This window comes from Enterococcus sp. MSG3299 (assembly GCF_050555765.1).
GTDB lineage: Bacteria > Bacillota > Bacilli > Lactobacillales > Enterococcaceae > Enterococcus > Enterococcus faecalis.
Window position 1 is genome coordinate 761251 of the sequence record NZ_CP187869.1, and the last position, 23335, is coordinate 784585.

The 23335-nt window shown below is 38.4% G+C and carries 25 protein-coding genes; 23 read left to right on the forward strand and 2 right to left on the reverse strand.

The window, feature by feature from the left end:
• The first annotated feature begins 21 nt into the window (after positions 1-21).
• From IGL23_RS03820 to recN, 7 genes are all read left to right on the forward strand, one after another.
• Complete coding sequence (locus IGL23_RS03820; RefSeq protein ID WP_010821558.1) at positions 22-867, forward strand: bifunctional methylenetetrahydrofolate dehydrogenase/methenyltetrahydrofolate cyclohydrolase; 846 nt, start codon at positions 22-24, stop codon at positions 865-867.
• Between the two features lie 9 nt (positions 868-876).
• Positions 877-2223, forward strand: coding sequence for an exodeoxyribonuclease VII large subunit (xseA, locus tag IGL23_RS03825; protein ID WP_002355877.1), 1347 nt, complete (start codon positions 877-879; stop codon positions 2221-2223).
• A gap of 1 nt (position 2224) precedes the next feature.
• Complete coding sequence (locus IGL23_RS03830) at positions 2225-2455, forward strand: exodeoxyribonuclease VII small subunit (protein WP_002383396.1); 231 nt, start codon at positions 2225-2227, stop codon at positions 2453-2455.
• Positions 2455-3336, forward strand: a complete 882-nt coding sequence (locus tag IGL23_RS03835; protein ID WP_002355879.1) for a polyprenyl synthetase family protein — start codon at positions 2455-2457, stop codon at positions 3334-3336. Before IGL23_RS03830 ends, IGL23_RS03835 begins: the two co-directional genes overlap by 1 nt.
• A gap of 13 nt (positions 3337-3349) precedes the next feature.
• Positions 3350-4165, forward strand: a complete 816-nt coding sequence (locus IGL23_RS03840; RefSeq protein WP_033595172.1) for a TlyA family RNA methyltransferase — start codon at positions 3350-3352, stop codon at positions 4163-4165.
• Between the two features lie 138 nt (positions 4166-4303).
• Positions 4304-4753, forward strand: a complete 450-nt coding sequence (locus IGL23_RS03845) for an arginine repressor (RefSeq protein WP_002355883.1) — start codon at positions 4304-4306, stop codon at positions 4751-4753.
• Positions 4754-4770: 17 nt separating this feature from the next.
• Positions 4771-6444, forward strand: a complete 1674-nt coding sequence (gene recN / locus IGL23_RS03850) for a DNA repair protein RecN (protein WP_033595174.1) — start codon at positions 4771-4773, stop codon at positions 6442-6444.
• Between the two features lie 91 nt (positions 6445-6535).
• Here the strand turns inward: recN and IGL23_RS03855 are convergent, their stop codons facing one another.
• Entirely contained in the window at positions 6536-6646 is a 111-nt protein-coding gene (locus IGL23_RS03855) for a DUF4044 domain-containing protein (RefSeq protein ID WP_002383399.1), read from the reverse strand.
• Positions 6647-6713: 67 nt separating this feature from the next.
• Positions 6714-7679, reverse strand: a complete 966-nt coding sequence (locus tag IGL23_RS03860) for a magnesium transporter CorA family protein (RefSeq protein WP_080279899.1) — start codon at positions 7677-7679, stop codon at positions 6714-6716.
• A gap of 244 nt (positions 7680-7923) precedes the next feature.
• Between IGL23_RS03860 and IGL23_RS03865 the strand changes: the two genes are divergently transcribed.
• The 16 genes from IGL23_RS03865 (at position 7924) to divIVA (ending at position 23326) form a co-directional block, all read left to right on the forward strand.
• Positions 7924-8316, forward strand: a complete 393-nt coding sequence (locus tag IGL23_RS03865; protein ID WP_002383401.1) for a DUF3397 domain-containing protein — start codon at positions 7924-7926, stop codon at positions 8314-8316.
• 233 nt (positions 8317-8549) lie between these two features.
• Positions 8550-9035 carry a division/cell wall cluster transcriptional repressor MraZ gene (mraZ, locus tag IGL23_RS03870; RefSeq protein WP_002383402.1) on the forward strand — a complete coding sequence of 162 codons (486 nt, stop codon included), beginning with the start codon at positions 8550-8552 and terminating at the stop codon, positions 9033-9035.
• 14 nt (positions 9036-9049) lie between these two features.
• The gene (gene rsmH / locus IGL23_RS03875) at positions 9050-10006 is read left to right on the forward strand and encodes a 16S rRNA (cytosine(1402)-N(4))-methyltransferase RsmH (protein ID WP_002355891.1); all 957 of its coding nucleotides are present in this window, start codon (positions 9050-9052) and stop codon (positions 10004-10006) included.
• 14 nt (positions 10007-10020) lie between these two features.
• Positions 10021-10428, forward strand: coding sequence for a cell division protein FtsL (gene ftsL, locus IGL23_RS03880; protein WP_002358883.1), 408 nt, complete (start codon positions 10021-10023; stop codon positions 10426-10428).
• On the forward strand, positions 10428-12656 hold the full coding sequence (locus tag IGL23_RS03885) for a penicillin-binding protein (protein WP_033595178.1): 2229 nt from the start codon (positions 10428-10430) through the stop codon (positions 12654-12656). The genes ftsL and IGL23_RS03885 overlap by 1 nt, the downstream gene beginning before the upstream one ends.
• 27 nt (positions 12657-12683) lie before the next feature.
• Entirely contained in the window at positions 12684-13649 is a 966-nt protein-coding gene (gene mraY / locus IGL23_RS03890) for a phospho-N-acetylmuramoyl-pentapeptide-transferase (protein ID WP_002355894.1), read from the forward strand.
• Between the two features lie 22 nt (positions 13650-13671).
• A complete protein-coding gene (gene murD / locus IGL23_RS03895; protein WP_033595180.1) occupies positions 13672-15042 on the forward strand; it encodes a UDP-N-acetylmuramoyl-L-alanine--D-glutamate ligase in 1371 nt (456 codons plus the stop codon).
• A 4-nt stretch (positions 15043-15046) separates the two neighbouring features.
• The gene (gene murG, locus IGL23_RS03900; RefSeq protein WP_002355896.1) at positions 15047-16138 is read left to right on the forward strand and encodes an undecaprenyldiphospho-muramoylpentapeptide beta-N-acetylglucosaminyltransferase; all 1092 of its coding nucleotides are present in this window, start codon (positions 15047-15049) and stop codon (positions 16136-16138) included.
• 8 nt (positions 16139-16146) lie between these two features.
• Complete coding sequence (locus IGL23_RS03905) at positions 16147-17271, forward strand: cell division protein FtsQ/DivIB (protein ID WP_033595182.1); 1125 nt, start codon at positions 16147-16149, stop codon at positions 17269-17271.
• A 173-nt stretch (positions 17272-17444) separates the two neighbouring features.
• Positions 17445-18767 (forward strand): cell division protein FtsA, encoded by a 1323-nt coding sequence (gene ftsA, locus IGL23_RS03910; protein WP_002355898.1) that lies wholly within the window; start codon positions 17445-17447, stop codon positions 18765-18767.
• 26 nt (positions 18768-18793) lie between these two features.
• The gene (ftsZ, locus tag IGL23_RS03915) at positions 18794-20026 is read left to right on the forward strand and encodes a cell division protein FtsZ (RefSeq protein WP_002355899.1); all 1233 of its coding nucleotides are present in this window, start codon (positions 18794-18796) and stop codon (positions 20024-20026) included.
• A gap of 16 nt (positions 20027-20042) precedes the next feature.
• Entirely contained in the window at positions 20043-20720 is a 678-nt protein-coding gene (locus IGL23_RS03920; protein ID WP_002358890.1) for a YggS family pyridoxal phosphate-dependent enzyme, read from the forward strand.
• Positions 20721-20733: 13 nt separating this feature from the next.
• Positions 20734-21378 (forward strand): cell division protein SepF, encoded by a 645-nt coding sequence (locus tag IGL23_RS03925; protein ID WP_033595184.1) that lies wholly within the window; start codon positions 20734-20736, stop codon positions 21376-21378.
• Between the two features lie 28 nt (positions 21379-21406).
• Complete coding sequence (locus IGL23_RS03930; RefSeq protein WP_002355902.1) at positions 21407-21664, forward strand: YggT family protein; 258 nt, start codon at positions 21407-21409, stop codon at positions 21662-21664.
• A 26-nt stretch (positions 21665-21690) separates the two neighbouring features.
• On the forward strand, positions 21691-22473 hold the full coding sequence (locus tag IGL23_RS03935) for an RNA-binding protein (protein WP_002355903.1): 783 nt from the start codon (positions 21691-21693) through the stop codon (positions 22471-22473).
• Positions 22474-22624: 151 nt separating this feature from the next.
• Positions 22625-23326, forward strand: a complete 702-nt coding sequence (divIVA, locus tag IGL23_RS03940) for a cell division protein DivIVA (RefSeq protein ID WP_002355904.1) — start codon at positions 22625-22627, stop codon at positions 23324-23326.
• Positions 23327-23335 lie beyond the last annotated feature (9 nt).

Below are 23335 nucleotides of genomic sequence, written 5' to 3' on the forward strand. Positions count from 1 at the left end.
AACAATAGAGGGAGCGAAGGAATGAGTACAATAATTAACGGTCGTGAATTAGCAGATCAAATGCAAGCAGAGATTCAAAAAGATGTAGAAAAGATGACACAACAAGGCATCCAACCAGGATTAGTTGTTTTATTAGTTGGGGAAAATCCTGCCAGCCAAACGTATGTGAGAAATAAAGAACGTGCAGCAGCCAAAATTGGCATTCTGTCAAAGGTCGAAAAACTGCCAGAAACTATTTCAGAAGAAGAATTATTGGCTGAGATTGACAAATATAATCAAGATTCACGCTTTCATGGCATTCTTGTACAATTACCTTTGCCAAAACATATTGATGAAGAAAAGATTTTATTAGCAATTGATCCCAAAAAAGATGTAGATGGGTTCCATCCAATGAATTTAGGCCGTTTGTTTGTAGGCAAACCTGAAATGATTCCTTGTACACCGTATGGAATTATGAAGATGTTTGAAGCCTATGATATTGATTTAACAGGTAAACGTGCGGTGGTTATTGGTCGAAGTAATATTGTTGGCAAGCCAATGGCACAATTATTGTTAATGAAAAATGCGACCGTGACGATTGCCCATTCTAAAACTGAACATTTAGCAGAAGTTGCAAAAGAAGCGGATATTTTAGTTGTAGCAATTGGACGCGGGCATTTTGTCACCAAAGAGTTCGTGAAACCAGGTGCGGTAGTGATTGATGTGGGTATGAATCGCAATCAAGAAGGAAAATTGATTGGTGATGTAGCATTCGATGAAGTTTCTGAAATTGCAAGCTATATCACACCAGTACCCAAAGGTGTTGGCCCAATGACGATTACCATGTTAATGTATCAAACAGTCGAGGCAGCAAAAAAACAAAAGTAAGGTGAAAAAATGACGCAACAGTATTTAACAGTAACAGCCTTAACGAAGTATTTAAAACGTAAATTTGATGCAGACCCTTACTTAGGACGTGTCTATTTAACAGGTGAAATTTCGAACTTTCGCTTCCGAGCGAACGCGCATCAGTACTTCAGTTTAAAAGATGATCATGCGAAGATTTCTGCAATTATGTTTAAATCAGCCTTTCAAAAATTGAAGTTTCAACCAAAAGAAGGCATGAAAGTCATGGTGGTGGGGCGGATTTCGCTTTATGAAAACAGCGGCTCCTATCAAATTTATATTGAACATATGGAACCAGATGGTGTAGGTGCACTTTATCAAGCATTGGCAGAATTAAGAGAAAAACTAGGAAAAGAAGGACTTTTTGAAGGGCCTAAACAACAGTTGCCTCGTTATCCCAAACGAATCGCTGTGGTTACAAGTCCTAGTGGTGCTGTTATTCGGGATATCATTACGACAGTCAAAAGACGGTATCCGATTGCACAACTGGTCCTTTTTCCAACCTTGGTCCAAGGCGAGCAGGCGGCGGATGACATTGTGCGGAACATTCAGCGAGCCGATGCGCAAGGCGATTTTGATACGATGATCATCGGCCGTGGCGGTGGTTCAATCGAGGATTTATGGCCATTTAATGAAGAAAAAGTGGCTCGGGCCATTCATGCTGCCACCACACCGATTATTTCATCGGTTGGTCACGAAACAGATGTGACAATTGCCGATATGGTAGCAGATGTTCGTGCAGCAACGCCAACGGCAGCAGCGGAACTAGCGGTACCAGTTTTAAATGAAGAACTATTAAGAATTAGTGAACGGCGTAGTCGTTTAGAACAAAGCTTTTTATATCTCTTACAACAACGAACAGAACGTTTCCAACGACTACAAAATTCTTATGTGTTTAAGCAACCTGAGCGGCTTTATGAAGGTCAAACGATTAAATTAGATCGAATGACGCAACGTCTTTTCCAAGCAATGACAACAATTCATCACCAAAAACAACGTCAAGCCCAAGGAATTATCGCTCAATTGCAACAACAGACACCAAAGGGACAATTAAGAGAAAGTCAGCAACAATTGGCATTTTTACAACGAAACTTGCAAACACAAATGACACAATTGTTCCTAAACAAACAAAAGCAATTCACGTCTGCTGTTCAACAATTAGACTTACTCAGCCCACTCAAAATTATGGGTCGAGGATATAGTTATACTACAAAAGAGGACCGTGTCGTTAAAACTGTTACCGAGTTACAGCCAGCAGATCAATTAACGATTCATTATGCTGACGGTACAGTTCAAGCAAACGTCGAAACAATAACAGCGAAAAAAGAGGAGTTTTAACATGCCAGCAAAAGAAAAAACGTTTGAAGAATCATTAAATGCCTTAGAAGAAATCGTTCAGCGCTTAGAACGAGGAGATGTTCCTTTGGAAGAAGCCTTAGTTGCCTTTCAAGAGGGCATGGCATTAAGTAAACAATGTCAAGATACATTGGAAAAAGCGGAAAAAACTTTAACGAAAATGATGACAGAAAACAATGAAGAAATTGTTTTTGAAGAGAGCGAGGAAGCGTAATGACGAATTTTAGTCAACAGCATTTACCGTTGGTTGAAAAAGTCATGGTCGATTTTATCGCAGAATATACTGAAAATGAGCGTTTGAAAGAAGCAATGCTCTACTCAATACACGCAGGTGGCAAACGATTACGCCCGCTATTAGTGCTAACAACAGTGGCCGCTTTTCAAAAAGAGATGGAAACACAAGACTATCAAGTGGCTGCCTCTTTAGAGATGATTCATACGTATTCATTAATTCATGATGATTTACCAGCAATGGATGATGATGATTTACGTCGTGGCAAACCAACCAATCACAAAGTGTTTGGTGAAGCGACTGCCATTTTAGCAGGGGATGGCTTATTAACAGGCGCATTTCAGTTACTTTCTTTGAGCCAATTAGGCTTAAGTGAAAAAGTTTTACTGATGCAACAACTGGCAAAGGCAGCGGGGAATCAAGGCATGGTTGCCGGCCAAATGGGTGATATTGAAGGAGAAAAAGTCAGCTTGACTTTAGAAGAGTTAGCGGCTGTTCATGAAAAGAAAACCGGAGCGCTAATTGAATTCGCCTTAATTGCTGGGGGCGTATTAGCCAATCAAACAGAAGAAGTCATTGGTTTACTGACACAGTTTGCGCATCACTATGGCTTGGCTTTTCAAATTCGTGATGACTTATTAGATGCCACAAGTACAGAAGCAGATTTAGGTAAAAAAGTAGGCCGAGATGAAGCGTTGAATAAAAGTACGTATCCAGCTCTTTTAGGGATTGCCGGTGCGAAAGATGCGCTAACACATCAATTAGCAGAGGGCAGCGCTGTTTTAGAAAAAATCAAAGCAAATGTTCCCAACTTTTCAGAAGAACATTTAGCAAACTTGTTAACTCAGTTACAATTGAGATAGAAAGAAGGCACTTATGAAAAAAGAACGCGTCGATGTCTTAGCGTTTAATCAAGGACTATTTGAAACACGAGAAAAAGCAAAACGCAGCGTGATGGCTGGTTTGGTTTACAATGATAAAAATGAACGTTTAGATAAACCAGGGGAAAAAATTTCTGTGGAGACACCCTTACATACTAAGGGCCAAATAATGCCTTATGTTTCTCGTGGGGGCTTAAAACTAGAGAAGGCACTAAATGTTTTTGCAATCAACGTTCAAGGCAAAACAATGCTAGATATTGGTTCCTCCACAGGTGGTTTTACCGATGTCGCTTTACAAAATGGGGCTCGTTTGAGTTACGCTTTAGATGTTGGCTATAACCAACTAGCATGGAAAATTCGGCAAGATGAACGCGTGGTGGTAATGGAACGTACCAATTTTCGCTATAGTAAACCTGAAGATTTCACTGAAGGGGTGCCGGATATTGCAACGATTGATGTTTCCTTTATTTCATTACGCTTAATTTTGCCACCTCTCCATGATATTTTGAAAAAAGGTGGTAGTGTGGTGGCGTTAATTAAGCCACAATTCGAAGCTGGCAAAGAGTTTGTTGGGAAAAAAGGAATCGTGCGTGATCCAGAAACCCATCAAATGGTTGTGGAGGAAATCACGCGCTTTGCCATGAATAATGGTTATGATGTGAAAAACTTGGATTTTTCACCAATCACTGGTGGCGAAGGAAACATTGAATTTTTGGCACATTTAGTTTCTGTTGAGGGAGAAGGATCCTATCAAGCAACAGAATCTATCGAAGAAGTTGTCGCGCATGCGCATCAAAAATTAGCGGAATGATGAGAAAAGTTAGAAGAAAGAAGTGGACGCCTATAGGTGAAAGCTTCTTTTTTGTATAAATCTAGTAATTCATCTTTTAAAATGCATAAAAATAAGCTATGATGAGGGCAAGAGTAAACTGAAAAGGAGAGCGGCGCCATGAGAAAGCAAGATAGACACCGTTTAATTACACGTTTATTGACTGAAAAAAATATTCAAAAGCAAGAAGATTTTGTCCACTATTTACAAGAAAAGGGCGTAGCTGTTACACAAGCAACAATTTCTCGCGACATTAAAGATATGAAACTGATTAAAGTTCCTTCTGCAGAAGGGGGTTATCGATATAGCCTTCCATTAGAAACACAAGCTAATACGAGTGCTAAACTTGCAAAGCTTTTAAAAGATGCCTTTGTAGCTGCAGAACAAATGGAAAAATATGTCGTATTACGAACCATTCCTGGCAATGCGGCGGCGTGTGGTAGTTTAATCGAAAAGAATTACCAAGAGAAACTTTTTGCCGTCATCAACGATGATGATAGTGTCCTCATGATTGCACGAACTGAGGAGGCGGCAGAAAAACTTCATAAAGAGCTGTTAAGCTATCTATAAAGAATGAGGTGAACAAGATGTTACAAGAACTTTCCGTGAAAAATTTTGCGATTATCTCTTCGTTACAATTAGAGTTTCAAATGGGTATGACCGTTTTAACGGGAGAAACGGGTGCGGGGAAATCCATCATTATTGATGCAATGGGATTACTCACAGGCGGACGCGGCTCCAGTGATTATATTCGTCAAGGAGCAAATAAATGCACCTTAGAAGGACTTTTTTCAATGCCGAAAAGTCAAGAATTAAAGCAATTATTAGAAGAATTAGGTATTGAAACAGAAGAAGATTCTTTAGTGATTCAACGAGATATTTCCGCTTCTGGTAAAAATGTTTGCCGTGTCAACGGACGGATTGTCAATATTACTAATTTAAAAAGAATTGGGGAATATTTAGTAGATATTCATGGCCAAAACGAACATCAAGAATTGATGCAAAGTGAACGCCATATTGATATGTTAGATGAATTTGGTGGGAAAAAACTTTTAGCAGTCAAAGAAAAATATACACAGGCGTATCAAGAGTATCGCGCACTCGAAGCCAAAGTCAGAAAGCGACAAAAAAATGAAAAAGAATTTGCCCAAAGAATGGACATGCTTCATTTTCAAAGTGATGAAATTGCTAGTGCACAGTTAGTCGCTGGCGAAGAAGAACAATTGCTAGAAGAACGCAATAAACTGAACAATTTTCAAAAGATTGCTGATGCACTGACGATTAGTTATGCCGCGCTAAATGGTGAAGACGATAGTAGTTTGGATAAAATCGGAACAAGTATGAATGAACTCGCTTCGATTGAATCCCTTGATCCAGAATATAAAACATTGTCAGATACTGTTCAAAATGCCTACTACTTACTACAAGAAGCTAGTGGAGATCTTTCTAGGTTGATTGATGGCTTAGAACTAGATGAAGGTCGCTTGAATGAAGTAGAAAATCGTTTGGAATTAATCCGTCAAATGAAGCGTAAATATGGCGATTCGATTGAAACGATTTTATCTTACTATGAAGAAATCACCAAAGAGTTAGCAGAGGCTGATTTTTTGGAAGGTGGTACAGGCGACTTAGAAGCGTTGCTTGCAAAGAAACAACAAGCCGCTCATCAACAAGCATTAGCTTTACGAAAAGAACGAAAGCGCCTAGCCAAAGAGCTTGAACAACAAATTTTAACCGAATTAAAAGAACTATATTTGGAGCGAACTGAATTTGAAGTCCGCTTTACAGAACTTGAGCATTTACAAGAAAATGGCTTAGACGGAGTAGAATTTTATATTACTACTAACCCAGGGGAACCATTAAAACCGTTAGTTCGGGTGGCTTCTGGCGGAGAACTTTCGCGAGTGATGCTGGCTATGAAAACAATCTTTTCTCAAACGCAAGGGATTACTAGTATTGTTTTTGATGAAGTGGACACAGGAGTCAGTGGTCGAGTAGCACAGGCGATTGCCGATAAAATTTATCAAATTTCAGAAAATTCGCAGGTGTTGTGTATCACGCACTTACCACAAGTGGCGGCCGTTGCTGATGAACATTATTTTATTGAAAAAGAAATCGTGGCGGGTCGGACAGAAACAAGCGTCCGAATTTTATCTGAAAAAGAGCGAGTAAACGAAATTGCGCGTATGCTCGCAGGAAGTGAAATTACGAAATTAACCATTGAACATGCACAAGAGCTGTTGGCGATGGCGAAAAAATAGCCGCTCTATTTGAGCAAGTAAAAAAAACAGCCCCTTCTATCAATTGAAGGGGCTGTTTTTTTACTTTTAATGTGTGAAAAAGTTCTCCAGTTTAAAGACTAAGAATTGCTGTTAAAACAGTTGAACCTACAATTGCGATCAGCATTAGCCAAACCACGACTTTCGTGATTTTTGAAAAGCGACTTTGTTCTTTGTCGTTCATAAATGACACGTCCTTTTTAATTTCTGCTAATAGTGTACAACCTTTTCCTGAAAACAGCAACCTAAAGTTATAAGAGATTCTTTTTCTTTAAAATTCGAATACTAATTACGCAGATTAAGGTAGTGATGGCAAAAATAATCCAAAAGGAATATTCATGCTCTGCAAAAGGGAGTTTCACATTCATGCCGTAAATTCCTCCGATGATGGTCGGAATGGTCAAGACAATTGTTAAGGATGTTAAAATTTTCATGACATTATTTAAGTTATTTGAAACGATTGCTGAAAAGGTATTACTAATGTTATCAACTAATTTTAGTTGTATTTTAGTCGTATTCAGTCCTTGTTCTAGTTCAATCAGAATATCCCTTAAAAATGGCAAATGTTTTTCTGGATGATTAAAAATTTCAGCGCTATATAAACGTTTTAATACTTTTAAATTATCCGTTAAAGCTGCTTCAAAATAGACTAGACTTTTTTGAATGTCCATAATCTGATACAATTGACTATTTTCTGTGGCTACTTGGAGCTCTCCTTCAAGTTTGTTGGTTTGTTGGATAAGTGCTTGTAAGTTTTTATTGAAGGAAAGGGCCATCTTCCATGAAAGGGCTAAAATTAAGGCCTTCTCAATAGAAAGATCTTGATGGGTGAACGCCTCTTTTTGAATCCCATGAACGATGTCGTTAGGCCCCTTGCTAACAGTAATTAGTTTGTTATCGATGGTTGCGATTAAAGCAATCGGCACCGTTTCTACTTGCAGATAGCCACTAGGACTGATACTAGCTTTGGGATAACGAAATAAAAGTAACGTAGGCGTTTGTAATTTTTCGTGGCGGAAACCTTCCACTCGAGCATTTTCTTCATCATCTAAAACGCCGGTAAGATAATCTGTTGGTAAGTGGTATTGATTGACGAGACGCTCGATTTCTTCTTCTGTAGGAGATTCTACCGAAATCCAACTTAGGGATTCATCGTCTGGTGAACAAGGTTCAAAATAGTCATTTTTCAATAATAAATAATTAATCAAAAGATTCACCCCGAATCAACATTTTTTGTTCTAAATCCATTATAATAGAAGTATGACACAATACGAGAAGAAAAGCTTATAAAAAACATTCAAAAATAAGTGGCCGCGATAGGTGAGGCCTCGTTTTGAAAATGGTTTGATAAGTAATCCGTTTTTTATATGAAAAAGCAAGCAAAAAGGGCTTTTAGCACATATATTTAAACGAAATGAAACATCTGTGTAACGTTGATGAAGTATAGTTATAGCAGGTGGAATGAAAGGATTTGTTGAGAGAATGGTGTCGTTTTCGGCAATAATGTTATTTTGGTATATTTTTCCGGTAATTGTGCTCTTTGCGTGCAATTTTCTCGTGTCCACTTTTTCCCTAACGGAACGTTGGAAAATAAAAGCACCGGATTTGGCCATTCCGTTTTTATTCATAGGGATCCATGAGTTATCCAAAGATAGTTATGATGAATCGATTATGCCGTATTTTGTGATTTCTATTTTGTTATTAGGAGTCGCTGTTGCCCTGTTTCAAGCTTATTATTATGGAGAGATTTTATATAGACGATATTTCAAGATGTTTTGGCGGTTGACGTTTTTACTAACGTTTGTGTTGTATGTGTTGCTTATCTTGCTAAATATCAGTCATTATCTACTGTAATAAAGCGTGGAGACAATAGGGGAAATACGCTGTGGGAAAATGTCCCCCACAACTCCCCACTCCGTGGGGTTTTTTTGTTATTTGTGGGGTTATTTGATAAAAAACATAGTAAAAACCTTGTTATAATAATGTTTTTTGTTGGGTGATGCTTGTTACATAAAACCCTGTAAATATTACAGAAATTTTAAATAACAGTTAAAAAATAGAAGTTTTTAGATTTATAGTGGTAGAAAGTGGTGGGATGTGGTAGACTTGTTCTATCAAGTGGAAAAGCGGGTGTATTGGCTATGCTTATGGGTGAATACCAACATAATATCGATGCCAAAGGCCGCCTAATCGTTCCATCAAAGTTTCGTGAGGAACTTGGTGAAAAATTTGTGGTAACGAGAGGGATGGATGGCTGTTTATTTGGTTATCCTTTAAATGAATGGTCACAACTTGAAGCGAAACTTCAAGAAATGCCCTTAGCTAAGAAAGATGCACGTACCTTTGTACGATTCTTTTATTCCGCTGCAACAGAATGTGAGATTGATAAGCAAGGTCGTATCAATATTCCGGCGAATTTACGAACACATGCCAGTTTAGAAAAAGGCTGTGTTGTTATCGGCGTCTCTAACCGAATTGAAATTTGGAGCGACGAACGTTGGCATGCATTCTCTGATGAAGCTGAAGAGAACTTTGATGAATTAGCAGAAACAATGATTGATTTTGGATTTTAGGAATGAGGCAAATGATGACTGAAGAATTTCGCCATTACACTGTTCTTTTAAAAGAAACAGTGGATGGATTACAAGTGAAGCCGGATGGCGTATACGTAGATTGCACACTCGGTGGTGCCGGACATAGTGAATACTTACTGACACAATTGAATGAGCACGGTCATTTATATGCCTTTGATCAAGACCAAAAAGCGTTGGCACATGCTAAGACTCGTTTGCAGAAATATGTAGACAAAGGTCAAGTGACCTTCATCAAATCAAATTTTAGAAATATTAAAGAAGAATTGGCAGAACACGGGGTGTTCCATGTTGATGGGATTCTATACGATCTAGGTGTTTCTTCACCACAATTAGATGAAGCGGAACGTGGTTTTAGCTATCATCAAGACGCACCCTTAGATATGCGCATGGATCAAGACGCACCCTTGACGGCTCGCGAAGTGGTGAATACGTATAGCTATAGTGAGTTAGTAAAAATTTTCTTTCGTTATGGGGAAGAGAAATTTTCGAAACAGATTGCTCGAGAAATTGAACGTGTTCGTGAAAAGCAGCCAATTGAAACAACAGGTGAACTTGTTGAGATTATTAAGACGGCGATTCCAGCTCCAGCAAGACGCAAAGGTGGACATCCTGCAAAACGAATTTTCCAAGCAATTCGCATTGCCGTTAATGATGAATTAGGGGCAGTTGAAGAGTCGCTAGAACAAGCAATTGATTTGCTAGCGAAAAATGGCAGAATCAGTGTGATTACGTTCCATTCGTTAGAAGATCGTATCGTTAAAACAATGTTTAAAGAATACAGTACGGTACAAGATTTGCCACCAGGCATTCCAGTGGTACCAGAAGAATTTCAACCAGAATTAAAAGTAATTACCAGAAAACCAATTTTACCAAGTGACAGTGAGTTATCTGAGAATAATCGTTCACGAAGTGCGAAGTTACGCATTGCCGAAAAAATAAAATCTAGATAGAGAGGGGTAGACACATGGCTGAATTGAAGAAAGTAAATGATTTCCATTATGAAGCACCAGAAATGGATCAGCCAACTGTGGCAACAGAGCAAGACAGAAAAATGCAAGAGGAAACACTACCTGTCCCCACTCTATTACCCAAAAAGAAACTAAAAAATGTCTCTTTACTAGAAAAATTAATCGGTGTTGTATTAGTTTGTGCAACGATTGGTATTGCAATTGCGACAATTCAAGTAAGAACGACAATTGTCCAAACCATGAACGATATTACAGAAACACAAGCAGTCATTAAAGAAAAGGAAGATAACGCTTTGAAATTGGAACAAGAAAGAAGCGAACTTTCTAAATCAGATCGAATCAAAGATGTCGCTAAAAAACAAGGACTAGAAAATAACGGCGACAATGTTAGGACTGTTAAATAATGAGTAAAAGACATAAATTTAAACAATTCATGAAAAAGAAAAACTTAAATCCGATGAACAATCGTAAAAAAGTAGGCATCATTTTATTCGCTACGAGTATTGGATTGTTCTTTTTATTTGCCTTTAGAACGACATACATTGTGGCAACAGGCAAAGTAGCCGGTGTATCACTAAAGGAAAAAACAGCTTCTCTATATGAAGGAAGCCAAGTGGTAAAAGCTAAGCGAGGATCAATTTTAGATCGATATGGTAATCCAATCGCAGAAGATGCTACTTCCTATTCGTTATATGTCGTATTATCAAAAAAATATACGGGACAAAATAATGAAAAGCTATATGCGGAGAAAAAAGACTTCGATGATATTGCTGAAATTTTAGCGAAATATACCAAACTAGACAAAAAAACAGCATTGAAATACTTGAATAATGGGATTCATGAAGATGGGTCAACACAATATCAAGTGGAGTTTGGTACGGGTGGTCAAAATATTACCTTGGAAACACGCCAAAAAATTGAAGCAGATTTGAAAAAGAAAAAAATCTCAGGCGTTTATTTCAATGAACATCCAGCCAGATTATATCCCAATGGGCAGTTTGCTTCTCACTTTATTGGCTATACAAAAGCAGCCAATCCAGATGATGATAAAGAAGGCTTAGTAGGCGCGATGGGACTAGAACAGGCCTATAATGATATTTTAAGTGGAACCGATGGCCGTGTGTATTTTGAAAAAGATATTTACGGTAATGCCTTACCAGGAACTGTGGCGGAAGAGAAAAAAGCAGTGGATGGTCAAGATATTTACACAACGCTAGATAGTCGCTTGCAAAATACCTTAGAAGATTTAATGACGCAAGTTAATGAAAAATATGAACCAGTTTCTATGACTGCCATGTTAATGGAAGCAAAAACAGGCGAAATTGTTGCCATGTCTCAACGGCCAACATTTAATCCTGAAACGAAACAAGGATTAGACAATAATGGCACGTGGCAGAACCTATTAGTTGAAAGTCCGTATGAACCTGGCTCAACGCTTAAATTATTTACGTCGGCGGCGGCCATCGAGCAAGGGGTCTTTAATCCAAATGAATCATTTAACCGCGTAGGTGGTATCACTATTGGAGGTATCCCAATTAACGACCATGATGTCGGCAATTTAAAAGACAAAACGTCTTTAACTTATCGTCAAGCTATTTCTTGGTCTAGTAATATCGGAATGGTGAACTTGGAACAACGAATGGGTGGCGACAAGTGGGTCGAATATTTGAAAAAATTTGGGTTTGGTTCAAGCACGCATTCAGGTTTAACGTCAGAACATACCGGGAAACTTCCAGATAATAATATTGTTGATCGGGCCAATTCAGCTTTTGGTCAAGGGATTACAGTTACTAATTTCCAAATGATGAAAGGTTTCTCAGCTATTGCAAATGACGGTTCAATGTTGCAACCTCATTACATCAGCAAAATTGTTGACAAAAATACAGGAAAAGAAACGATTACGGAACCACAAATCGTAGGAACCCCAATCAAAGCGCAAACAGCTCAACAGATTCGTACGTACATGATTGATACTGTTGAAGACCCGACTTACGGGATTGCGTATGATATTTATAAAGTACCAGGCTATCATGTTGCTGCCAAAACAGGAACTGCCCAGATTTCAGATGGTAAAGGGTACGTTGATGGAGCAAGTCAAGTCTTGTCTTCTGTAGTGGAAATGGTCCCAGCGGATAATCCTGAATATGTTTTGTATATTACACTTAGACAAGCAAAATCAGGTTCGCCTTCAGAAGCAATGGCGGCAATTGCAAACCCATTAATGAAATTAGCGTTAGACATTAAAGAGACAGATCCGGAAACAACGAAAGTAGCTTCTGATAAAGTCACAGTTGCTGATTATAAAAACATGACACCAGTGGAAGCGTTGGCCAATGCCAAAGTGAACGGGGTGGATCCTGTGATTATCGGTGATGGTGAAAAAATCAAGAAACAATCAACACCGTCTGGTCAAACATTAATGCCTAATCAGAAATTGATTTTGATCACAAATGGAACGAACTATATGCCTGATTTAACCGGCTGGTCGAAGAGCGATGTTACCAAGTTTGGCGATCTATTAGGTTTGACTGTCGAGTTTAAAGGTGAAGGCTATGTGACGAAACAAAGTATCGCTGCTGAAACTGAAATTACGGAGAAAAAATTAACCGTGACTTTAGAAGGCACAGAATAATAACGTAGAATAATTAGGAGAGATAACATGGAGTGGACACAGATTTTTATTCCCATAGTGGTGAGTTTTGCCATTACAGTGAGCGTAATGCCACTATTCATTGGCTATTTTCAAATGAAAAAACAAGGGCAGGTTACTCGTGAAGATGGCCCGACTTGGCATAGCGTGAAAACAGGTACCCCTACAATGGGGGGAGTCGTTTTCCTTGTAGCCAGCTTGATTACTTCATTAGCAATGGGGTTGTTTTTCCACCAATTTACGCCGTCTCTACTAATTATTCTATTTATTTTAGTATTATACGGTTTGCTAGGTTATTTAGATGATTTCATTAAAGTCTTTAAAAAACGGAACATGGGCTTGAATTCTCGTCAAAAATTAATTGGCCAAATTTTTGGTGGGTTGGTTTTCTACTTTGTTTATCGAAGTGAAGGATTTTCAGACACCTTAGATTTGTTTGGAGTAGCAGAAGTTCCGTTAGGTATTTTTTATGGCGTGTTTATTATTTTTTGGTTAGTCGGTTTTTCTAATGCCGTGAATTTGACAGATGGGATTGATGGCTTAGTTGCTGGTTTAGGAACAATTTCATTTGGTACTTATGCAATTATTGCCTGGAAACAACAACAATTTGATGTTGTGATTATCTGCCTAAGTGTGATTGGTGGGCTGATTGGCTTTTTCCCTTATAATAGAAAACCAGCAAAAATCTTCATGGGTGATGTTGGTTCATTAGCATTAGGTGGATTGTTAGCAGCAATTTCAATTATTTTGCATCAAGAATGGACGCTACTTTTAATTGGACTTGTCTACGTTTGTGAAACAGCAAGTGTTATTTTACAAGTTGCTTCATTTAAATTATTTGGTCGACGGATTTTTAAAATGTCACCAATTCATCACCATTTTGAAATGTGTGGTTGGTCTGAATGGAAAATTGATTTTGTCTTTTGGTCTGTCGGTTTAATCTGTTCAGGAATCACATTATGGATTCTTTTCTAATCTATCAAAGGGGAAATTGACAATGAAAAAAATAACAACCTATCAAAACAAAAAAGTGTTGGTTTTAGGACTAGCTAAAAGTGGTGTCAGCGCAGCGAAACTCTTACATGAGTTAGGTGCGCTCGTTACCGTTAATGACGCAAAACAATTTGATCAAAACCCTGACGCCCAAGATTTATTAACCTTGGGTATTCGTGTTGTTACAGGGGGGCATCCAATTGAATTGTTGGATGAAGAATTTGAACTAATCGTTAAAAATCCTGGTATTCCTTATACAAATCCACTTGTGGCAGAAGCACTAACTCGGAAAATTCCTATCATAACTGAGGTGGAATTAGCAGGTCAAATTGCCGAATGTCCAATTGTCGGCATTACGGGCACCAATGGCAAAACAACCACGACCACGATGATTGGTTTATTGCTAAACGCTGACAGAACGGCTGGTGAGGCACGTTTGGCGGGAAATATTGGTTTTCCAGCGAGTACGGTGGCTCAAGAAGTAACAGCCAAGGATGATCTTGTGATGGAACTTTCTAGTTTTCAGTTAATGGGAATTGAGACGTTTCACCCACAAATTGCAGTAATTACAAATATTTTTGAAGCACACTTGGATTATCATGGTTCGCGGAAAGAATATGTTGCTGCAAAATGGGCCATTCAAAAAAACATGACCGCAGAGGACACCTTGATTTTAAATTGGAATCAAGTAGAGCTTCAAACGTTAGCCAAAACCACAGCTGCCAACGTATTGCCTTTTTCAACGAAAGAAGCAGTAGAAGGGGCTTATCTTTTAGATGGGAAATTATATTTCAATGAAGAATATATTATGCCCGCCGATGAGCTAGGGATTCCTGGCAGTCACAATATTGAAAATGCACTCGCAGCGATTTGTGTAGCTAAATTAAAAAATGTATCGAATGCTCAGATTAGACAAACTTTGACAAACTTTTCAGGCGTTCCCCATCGAACGCAATTTGTTGGCGAAGTTCAGCAAAGACGTTTTTATAACGATTCAAAAGCAACCAATATTTTAGCTACAGAGATGGCGTTAAGTGGGTTTGACAACCAAAAGCTACTTTTACTTGCGGGTGGCTTGGATCGCGGTAACTCATTTGATGAATTGGTTCCTGCCCTGTTGGGACTCAAAGCAATTGTTTTGTTTGGAGAAACCAAAGAAAAATTGGCGGAAGCTGCTAAAAAAGCGAACATTGAAACAATTTTATTTGCTGAAAATGTTCAAACGGCGGTTACCATTGCCTTTGATTATTCGGAAAAAGATGATACTATTTTACTATCACCTGCTTGCGCAAGTTGGGATCAATACCCGAATTTCGAAGTACGCGGGGAAGCCTTTATGCAAGCTGTTCAACAATTAAAAGAAAGTGAAATGTGAGAAAATGAAGATACTAGTAACTGGTGGTGGCACAGGTGGGCATATCTATCCTGCGTTATCCTTCGTCGAACACGTCAAAAAAGAAGCACCTGCAACAGAATTCTTGTATGTGGGAACAGAAAATGGTCTAGAAAGTCAAATTGTGCCAAAGGCGAAAATTCCATTTAAAACGATTAAAATTCAAGGATTCAAGCGTTCGCTAAGTCCTCAAAATTTTAAAACAATTTATTTATTTTTAACAAGCATTAATAAAGCAAAAAAAATTATTCGTGAATTTCAACCAGATGTGGTCATTGGTACAGGCGGTTATGTTTCTGGTGCAGTAGTTTATGCGGCCCACCAATTAAAAATACCGACAATTATTCATGAACAAAATAGTATCCCTGGAATGACAAATAAATTTTTAAGTCGTTATGTGGATAAAATTGCGATTTGTTTTCCGGATGTCGCTAGTTTTTTCCCGAAAGAAAAAACAATTTTAACAGGGAACCCGCGGGGACAAGAAGTCGTAACGGTGGAAAAGTCAGCTATTTTATCAGAGTTTGGCTTGGATCCAGCAAAGAAAACGGTGGTTTTATTTGGCGGAAGTCGTGGTGCCTTGAAAATCAATCAAGCGTTTGAACAGGCCTTTCCTTTGTTTGAAGAGAGAGAGTATCAAGTTTTATACGCTTCAGGAGAAAGATATTATCAGGAACTTCAAGAAAGTCTAAAGCTTTCTGAAAAGAAATTGACAAACATAAGTGTGCAACCGTATATTGATAAAATGGTTGAAGTGATGGCTAATACCGATTTAATGGTGGGACGTGCAGGAGCAACCTCAATTGCGGAGTTCACCGCATTAGGATTACCAGCAATTTTAATTCCGAGTCCTTACGTCACGAATGATCATCAAACGAAAAACGCGCAAAGCTTAGTAAAAGTTGGTGCTGTTGAAATGATTCCAGATGCAGAATTGACCGGCGCTCGTTTAGTTGCGGCAATAGATGATATTTTATTAAACAATGAAAAAAGACAACAGATGGCAACGGCGTCCAAAGGGGAAGGCATCCCAGATGCAAGTGATCGTTTGTATCAAGTTGTGAAAACGTTAGTCTGAGATAGGAGGTGTGGAAGATTAGTAACGAGAACGATATATTCAAAAAAAGAAAACCATTACCTCCAAAAAAATCGGAAGAGTCTCAACCTGAACTGACACCTTGGCAAAAACAAAACCAAGAATATTTGAAGAAGCAAGCGGAAGAAGCTGCTTTAAAAGGTGAAAACGAACAAGCAGAAGTCACCATCACTTTACAAGAACAAAGTCAAGAAGAGCCTCAACAACATCTTCCACAAGAAACAGTGGAAGAAGAGGAGCATTTTGCAGATCGTTTACCGAACGTTAAGAAAACACGGAACAAGCGCTTATACAGGCGTTTAGCCTTTATTTTAACTTGTTTAGGGACAGCCATTTTAGTGGCATTGTATTTTGTTTCGCCTCTTAGTCGATTGAGTGAAGTAACAGTTTCAGGTAACAAAAGTGTGGAGAGCCAAGCAATTATTCAGCAGTCAAAACTTGAAACGGGCAGTGGCTTATGGGAGCAGTATTCAAATAGAAATTATTTTTCTGCAAATATTCAGAAAAAGTTTCCAATTATAAAAAAGGCGAACATTAAGTTAAATGGTATTAATTCATTTAAAATTGATATTCAAGAGTATCAAATTGTCGCTCTTGCTGCGACTAAAGGCGGCTATCATCCGATTTTAGAGAATGGTAAAACTTTGGCGGAAACCACCAAGGCTGCTGAAAGTGGCAAACCAATTTTTGAGAATTTCAAAGAGGATAAATTAATCCCTGAATTAATGGCCTCTTACAACAAATTACCTCAAGAAATTAAACAAGGAATTTCAGAAATTAAATATGCACCATCAAAAACTAATAAAGACTTGATTAATGTCTATATGAATGATGGAAATCGAGTGATTGTTAATATTTCTGATTTAAGTGAAAAAATGGCTTATTATTCACAAGTAGCCGAGCAAATGGACAAACCTGGAATCGTTGATATGGAAGTCGGCATTTTTTCTTATCCGTATGAAAAAGAAAGTGAAGAAACGGGCAGTGAAGTTTCCGAAGATTCAGCGGTTGAAAATCAAGAAGTTGAGGACCAAAATGCAGGCGTAGCAACGGATGAAGCGAATAACGGTACGCCTACAAATGGAGAAAATCAAGAAGTGCAACAAGCAGAATAAGTTTTTTACAAAAATGTTTCAAAAATTAACGAACAAATTCGTATAATCTGCTTTCTAAAACCCCCATTTTTATGGTAAAATTGGAAGAAGTGAATAATACTAAAAAAGAGATAGTTAAACGGACGCCTTTGTCCGCTTAGATATTGGAATTAATAGGAGGAGGAATTCCGTTCATGGCAAAAACAGGAATGTATGTAGGCCTCGATATTGGTACAACTTCTGTCAAAGTAGTTGTCGCTGAATATATTGAAGGTCAAATGAACATCATCGGCGTTGGAAATGCAAAATCAGACGGTTTGAATCGAGGGATTGTCGTCGATATTGATCAAACAGTTCAAGCAATCCAACGGGCCGTTCGACAAGCCGAAGAAAAAGCCGGCATTCAAATTAAAAGCGTAAATGTTGGATTACCAGCGAATTTATTAGAAGTAGAAAGCTGTCAAGGAATGATAGCTGTTAGCAGTGAATCAAAAGAAATTACAGATGAGGATGTGCGCAACGTCGCATCTGCAGCTTTGGTTCGTTCAACTCCTCCTGAACGTCAAATTGTTGCAATCTTACCGCAAGACTTTACCGTCGACGGCTTTGAAGGCATCAAAGACCCACGTGGAATGCTTGGCGTTCGCATGGAGATGTTTGGCGTTGTCTATACTGGACCAAAAACAATCATCCATAACATCCGTAAATGTGTTGAAAAAGCTGGCTTAGGAATTAACGAATTAGTGATTACACCGCTTGCTTTAACGGAAACAATTTTAACAGATGGCGAAAAAGACTTTGGAACAATTGTCATTGATATGGGTGGCGGTCAAACAACGACATCTGTTATCCACGACAAACAATTGAAATTTACTCATGTTAACCAAGAAGGCGGCGAGTTCATCACGAAAGATATCTCAATCGTATTGAATACTTCTTTTAACAACGCCGAAGCCTTAAAAATTAATTATGGGGATGCTTATCCAGAAAGAACTTCAGCAAACGAAGAGTTTCCTGTTGATGTTATCGGTAAGTCAGAGCCTGTAAGAGTGGACGAACGTTACCTTTCAGAAATTATTGAAGCGCGTGTGGAACAAATTTTGAGAAAATCAAAAGAAGTTCTGGATGAAATTGATGCGTTTGAATTACCTGGAGGCGTTGTGTTAACTGGTGGCGCCGCTAGTATGCCAGGTATTGTCGATTTGGCGCAAGAAATTTTTGAAGCCAACGTAAAACTATACGTACCAAATCACATGGGCTTACGTAACCCAGTCTTTGCTAATGTCATTAGCATTGTGGAATATTCAGCGCAACTAAACGATATTTATCACATTGCCAAATATGCAATCCCTGGTGAAAAATCGAAACCAGCACAATCAGTCGCTGTCCAACAAGAAGTTCGCTATGACACATATGCTGAACAGCCTCAAGAAGAATACGAAGAATTCAACGAACGTGAGTCTGGTGAAAAAGTGACAGGCAAAATCAAAGACTTCTTCTCGAACATTTTCGACTAATCACACAAACAGGAGGATACGATATCATGGAATTTTCATTAGACAATAACATTAACAACGGTGCAGTCATTAAAGTTATCGGTGTAGGTGGCGGCGGCGGAAACGCTGTAAACCGTATGATCGAAGAAAACGTTAAAGGCGTGGAATTTATCACAGCCAATACAGACGTTCAAGCATTAAAACATTCAAAAGCAGAAACAGTGATTCAATTAGGCCCTAAATACACTCGTGGTTTAGGTGCCGGTTCACAACCTGAAGTTGGCCAAAAAGCTGCAGAAGAAAGTGAACAAGTGATTTCAGAATCATTACAAGGCGCGGATATGATTTTCATTACTGCTGGTATGGGTGGCGGAACTGGTACAGGTGCTGCCCCAGTAGTTGCAAAAATCGCTAAAGAATTAGGCGCTTTAACAGTTGGTGTAGTAACTCGTCCATTTAGTTTTGAAGGTCCAAAACGTGGTCGTTTTGCCGCTGAAGGAATTGCCTTATTAAAAGAAAACGTTGATACACTACTAATTATCTCAAACAACCGCTTATTAGAAGTCGTTGACAAGAAAACGCCAATGCTTGAAGCATTTAGAGAAGCTGATAATGTATTACGTCAAGGTGTTCAAGGAATTTCAGATTTAATCACTGCGCCAGGTTACGTAAACTTGGACTTTGCTGACGTGAAAACAGTGATGGAAAACCAAGGAACAGCTTTAATGGGAATTGGTGTAGCGAGCGGCGAAGAACGCGTAATTGAAGCAACGAAAAAAGCTATTTCTTCACCATTGTTAGAAACATCAATCGATGGTGCGGAACAAGTCTTATTAAACATTACTGGTGGCTTAGATATGACCTTGTTTGAAGCGCAAGATGCTTCAGATATCGTTACAAATGCTGCTTCAGGTGATGTGAACATCATCCTAGGTACATCAATCAATGAAGATTTAGGCGACGAAATTCGTGTAACAGTAATCGCTACAGGTATTGATGAATCAAAAAAGGATAGAAAACCGCACCGTCAAACAAGACAAGCGGTTCAACCAATGCAACAAACAACTCAATCTGTGGAAATGGATCAACCAAAATCACAAGAAGAAGCAAGTGCTTTTGGCGATTGGGATATTCGCAGAGAACAAAATACACGTCCAAAAGTTGATGAATCTTCATTAGAACAAGTAGACAAAAAAGAATTTGACACATTCCACCGTGAAGAACCAAATCACAATGATGACGAATTAAGTACGCCACCATTTTTCCGCAGAAAACGATAAGGAGCATCGATTAGAAATGATAGCTGAAAACTTAACAAATATTAATAATCAACTTCAGCTAGCATGCAAAAGCTCACAGCGCTCTGTTGCTGATGTGACAATGATTGGCGTCACTAAATCAGTAGGAATTGAGGAAGCAGCAGAGCTTGTTCAGCTTGGTGTCCAGAATTTAGCTGAAAACCGAGTAGATAAGTTACTAGAAAAGAAAGCTGGATTGGAAAAATTTAATGATATTCAGTGGCATTTAATTGGTAATTTACAACGTAGGAAGGTAAAATTAATTATTAATGAGATAGATTATTTTCATGCATTAGATAGTCTGAGTCTAGCCAAAGAAATTCAAAAAAGAGCAACGAAAGTTATTCGTTGTTTTGTTGAAGTGAATATAACTGGGGAAGAAAGCAAGCACGGCTTTCGTAAAGAAGACGTCTTACCTTTCATTCAAGAACTTGCTGATTTGGACAAAATTCAAATCGTCGGTCTAATGACTATGGCACCTTTTGGGGCAAGTGAAGAAGTATTACATGCAACATTTAGAGAATTAAAAGAGCTGCAAATGACCGTAAATGAGAAACATTTATCTTTTGCTCCTTGTACAGAACTTAGCATGGGAATGAGTAACGATTTCCCAATCGCAGTTGAAGAAGGTGCAACTTTTATACGAATCGGAACAGCGTTATTCAGAGATGCGTAAAGGAGAGGAATTTATGTCAATTTTTAACAAGGATGCGTTATCGAGCTTTTTTGGCTTATCTGGCGAAGAAGATGATTATTATGATAACTACGAAGAATATGAAGAGCGCAAAGCAGTTAATGAACCACCGCGTCGTGCAGCTCGGCCTAAACCACAACGCCCTGTTCAACAACAGGAAAGTTACAGTCAGCCAGCTTATACACAACAAAGTGAGCCTGTAGTTGAAAAAACTTCTGCACGCTATCGTTCTGCTGAAGCGCATCAAGAAAGAGACACACAACAAGCTGCTTACACAGAGAAAAAAGTGGTTTCTATGCGTAGTTCTAATCAATCAGCGACTACGAATACAAGACGAGCACAAGAAAGCACCGCCAATGCAAAAACACATAAAATTACTATTATTGAACCACGTGTGTATTCAGAAGCAATGAGCATTGCGAAACATTTATTTGCTGAAGAAGCTGTGCTAGTTAATTTTACATTAGTAGAAGAAGACCAAGCACGACGCATCGTTGATTTCTTAACTGGTACTGTGTATGCTTTAGACGGAGATATTCAGCGCGTTGGCAATGAAATCTTCTTATGCACACCAGCGAATATGGAAATTGATAGTGCGACAGCACAATCTTTAGCCAACAAACAATTCTTTGATTTCTAAGCCTTAGGGAGGTGTTATTATCGCAACACTGATTACTCTATTATACAAAGGCGTTCAAATCTATTCAGGATTACTAGTGATTTACGCGCTACTTTCATGGTTTCCAGGAGCATATGATTCTGCTTTCGGGCGTTTGCTCTCTAGAATTTGTGAACCATACTTAAGTTTGTTTGACCGTTTGAATTTAAGGATTGGAATGGTTGGATTTAACGTAATGGTAGGGATTATTGTCCTTAACCTAGCAGCGGGTGGCTTAGCAGTCATTTTACGAGCTATTGTTTATTAATAACTTTTAGAAAGGATGATTTATCTATGAACGCAAATGTGTATCAACATTTCCGCAAAGATGAACATCCTTTTATTGACACTGTCGGGGATTGGCTAGAGCAAGTGGAGATGCAATACGCGCCTTATTTGACAGACTTTCTTGATCCTAGACAGGCGTATATTTTGGAAACGTTGATTCGACAAAACAGTGATTTATCGTTTACTTTTTATGGTGGTTATGAGCAAGCAGAACGAAAACGCTGCTTGATTTATCCAGCGTATTACATACCAGAAGAGACAGATTTTGGTGTTGTATTATTTGAAATTATTTATCCATCTAAATTTGCGACATTATCTCATGGGAAAATTTTAGGCACCTTGATGAATGTTGGGGTTCGTAGGGAAGCCTTTGGAGATATTATTTCCGATGGTGATAAGTGGCAGGTTTTTATAGCACAAGAAGTAGCTGGCTTCGTTGTTAACCAAGTCGACAAAATTGGTAAAATTACTGTTCGTTTAGAAGAGCGTGATTATACACAAATTTTGATACCGAAGGATGGTTGGCAGGAAGAGCGAACGACTATGAGCTCTTTGCGGCTGGATAGTGTGATTTCCGCCGTATTTAATATTTCAAGGCAGCGATCAAAACAATTGATCGAATCTGGTAAAGTAAAAGTCAATTGGACAGAAACGACACGACCAGATTTTGCTTTAGACTTATTAGATATTGTTTCGATACGGGGATTTGGGCGCCTTCAGATTCAAGAATTAGAAGGAAAAACAAAGAAAGAAAAATTTCGTGTCCTCTTAGGGGTATTGAGAAAATAATCTCGAACTTTTGTTTAAGAAAACCATTTTGGCTGTTCATTCAGACGAAGTTGTGTATAATAAAAAAAGTAAGATATTTGCTATTTCAGGATTAGTATGAGAATGTGTTCATAAGGGGTTTTACAAAAATAATCCAAAGAGGTGAAGGAATATGGCATTAACTCCATTAGATATTCAAAACAAAGACTTCTCAACAAAAATGAGAGGCTATAACCAAGACGATGTAGATGACTTTTTAGATCAAGTCACACGTGATTATGAAGATGCATTACAAAAAAATCGTGAACTTGAGAAATCATTAAAACACGCAGAAGAAAAATTACAATACTTCAATGAATTAAAAGATGCATTGAACCAATCAATTATTGTTGCACAAGATACCGCTGATAAAGTGAAATCAAGTGCCAATAAAGAATCAGAAATGATTATCACTTCGGCAGATAACCAAGCCAAAGAAACCTTGGTAGAAGCTGAACGTAAATCAAATGCAATGATTGCAGATGCTGAAGCGAAATCAACACAAATCTTAGCAGAAGCAATTGAACGTGCCCGTCAATTAGCTGGGGAAACAGAAGACTTGAAGAAGAAAACACGTGTCTTCCATCAACGCTTAAGCTTAATGCTTGAAACTCAATTAGAGCAAGTAAAGAGTGAAGAGTGGGAAGAGATTTTAAAGCCTTTTTCTAGTTATGTCGGAGACAAACATACAGCAGTTAAGGAAATTCTTGATGAACAAGACCTTGACAACGAAAATGAAACTGTTGTAAACTCTGAAGAGAACACAGATGCTGTAGTAGAAAAAAAGCCTGTAATTGAAGTCACTGAAGAAACAATTGAAGAAGAATCAAAATAGATAGAACAG

What these genes read in the sequence shown, in the direction of transcription:
- xseA (WP_002355877.1), top strand. Translation starts at nt 877, where the DNA reads ATGACGCAACAGTATTTAACAGTAACAGCCTTAACGAAGTATTTAAAA.
- IGL23_RS03925 (WP_033595184.1), top strand. Translation starts at nt 20,734, where the DNA reads ATGTCAATTTTTAACAAGGATGCGTTATCGAGCTTTTTTGGCTTATCT.
- recN (WP_033595174.1), top strand. Translation starts at nt 4,771, where the DNA reads ATGTTACAAGAACTTTCCGTGAAAAATTTTGCGATTATCTCTTCGTTA.
- rsmH (WP_002355891.1), top strand. Translation starts at nt 9,050, where the DNA reads ATGACTGAAGAATTTCGCCATTACACTGTTCTTTTAAAAGAAACAGTG.
- IGL23_RS03935 (WP_002355903.1), top strand. Translation starts at nt 21,691, where the DNA reads ATGAACGCAAATGTGTATCAACATTTCCGCAAAGATGAACATCCTTTT.
- divIVA (WP_002355904.1), top strand. Translation starts at nt 22,625, where the DNA reads ATGGCATTAACTCCATTAGATATTCAAAACAAAGACTTCTCAACAAAA.
- murG (WP_002355896.1), top strand. Translation starts at nt 15,047, where the DNA reads ATGAAGATACTAGTAACTGGTGGTGGCACAGGTGGGCATATCTATCCT.
- mraY (WP_002355894.1), top strand. Translation starts at nt 12,684, where the DNA reads ATGGAGTGGACACAGATTTTTATTCCCATAGTGGTGAGTTTTGCCATT.
- IGL23_RS03820 (WP_010821558.1), top strand. Translation starts at nt 22, where the DNA reads ATGAGTACAATAATTAACGGTCGTGAATTAGCAGATCAAATGCAAGCA.
- murD (WP_033595180.1), top strand. Translation starts at nt 13,672, where the DNA reads ATGAAAAAAATAACAACCTATCAAAACAAAAAAGTGTTGGTTTTAGGA.
- IGL23_RS03855 (WP_002383399.1), bottom strand. Translation starts at nt 6,646, where the DNA reads ATGAACGACAAAGAACAAAGTCGCTTTTCAAAAATCACGAAAGTCGTG.
- IGL23_RS03840 (WP_033595172.1), top strand. Translation starts at nt 3,350, where the DNA reads ATGAAAAAAGAACGCGTCGATGTCTTAGCGTTTAATCAAGGACTATTT.
- IGL23_RS03830 (WP_002383396.1), top strand. Translation starts at nt 2,225, where the DNA reads ATGCCAGCAAAAGAAAAAACGTTTGAAGAATCATTAAATGCCTTAGAA.
- ftsZ (WP_002355899.1), top strand. Translation starts at nt 18,794, where the DNA reads ATGGAATTTTCATTAGACAATAACATTAACAACGGTGCAGTCATTAAA.
- IGL23_RS03885 (WP_033595178.1), top strand. Translation starts at nt 10,428, where the DNA reads ATGAGTAAAAGACATAAATTTAAACAATTCATGAAAAAGAAAAACTTA.
- ftsL (WP_002358883.1), top strand. Translation starts at nt 10,021, where the DNA reads ATGGCTGAATTGAAGAAAGTAAATGATTTCCATTATGAAGCACCAGAA.
- IGL23_RS03835 (WP_002355879.1), top strand. Translation starts at nt 2,455, where the DNA reads ATGACGAATTTTAGTCAACAGCATTTACCGTTGGTTGAAAAAGTCATG.
- IGL23_RS03920 (WP_002358890.1), top strand. Translation starts at nt 20,043, where the DNA reads ATGATAGCTGAAAACTTAACAAATATTAATAATCAACTTCAGCTAGCA.
- ftsA (WP_002355898.1), top strand. Translation starts at nt 17,445, where the DNA reads ATGGCAAAAACAGGAATGTATGTAGGCCTCGATATTGGTACAACTTCT.
- IGL23_RS03845 (WP_002355883.1), top strand. Translation starts at nt 4,304, where the DNA reads ATGAGAAAGCAAGATAGACACCGTTTAATTACACGTTTATTGACTGAA.
- IGL23_RS03865 (WP_002383401.1), top strand. Translation starts at nt 7,924, where the DNA reads ATGAAAGGATTTGTTGAGAGAATGGTGTCGTTTTCGGCAATAATGTTA.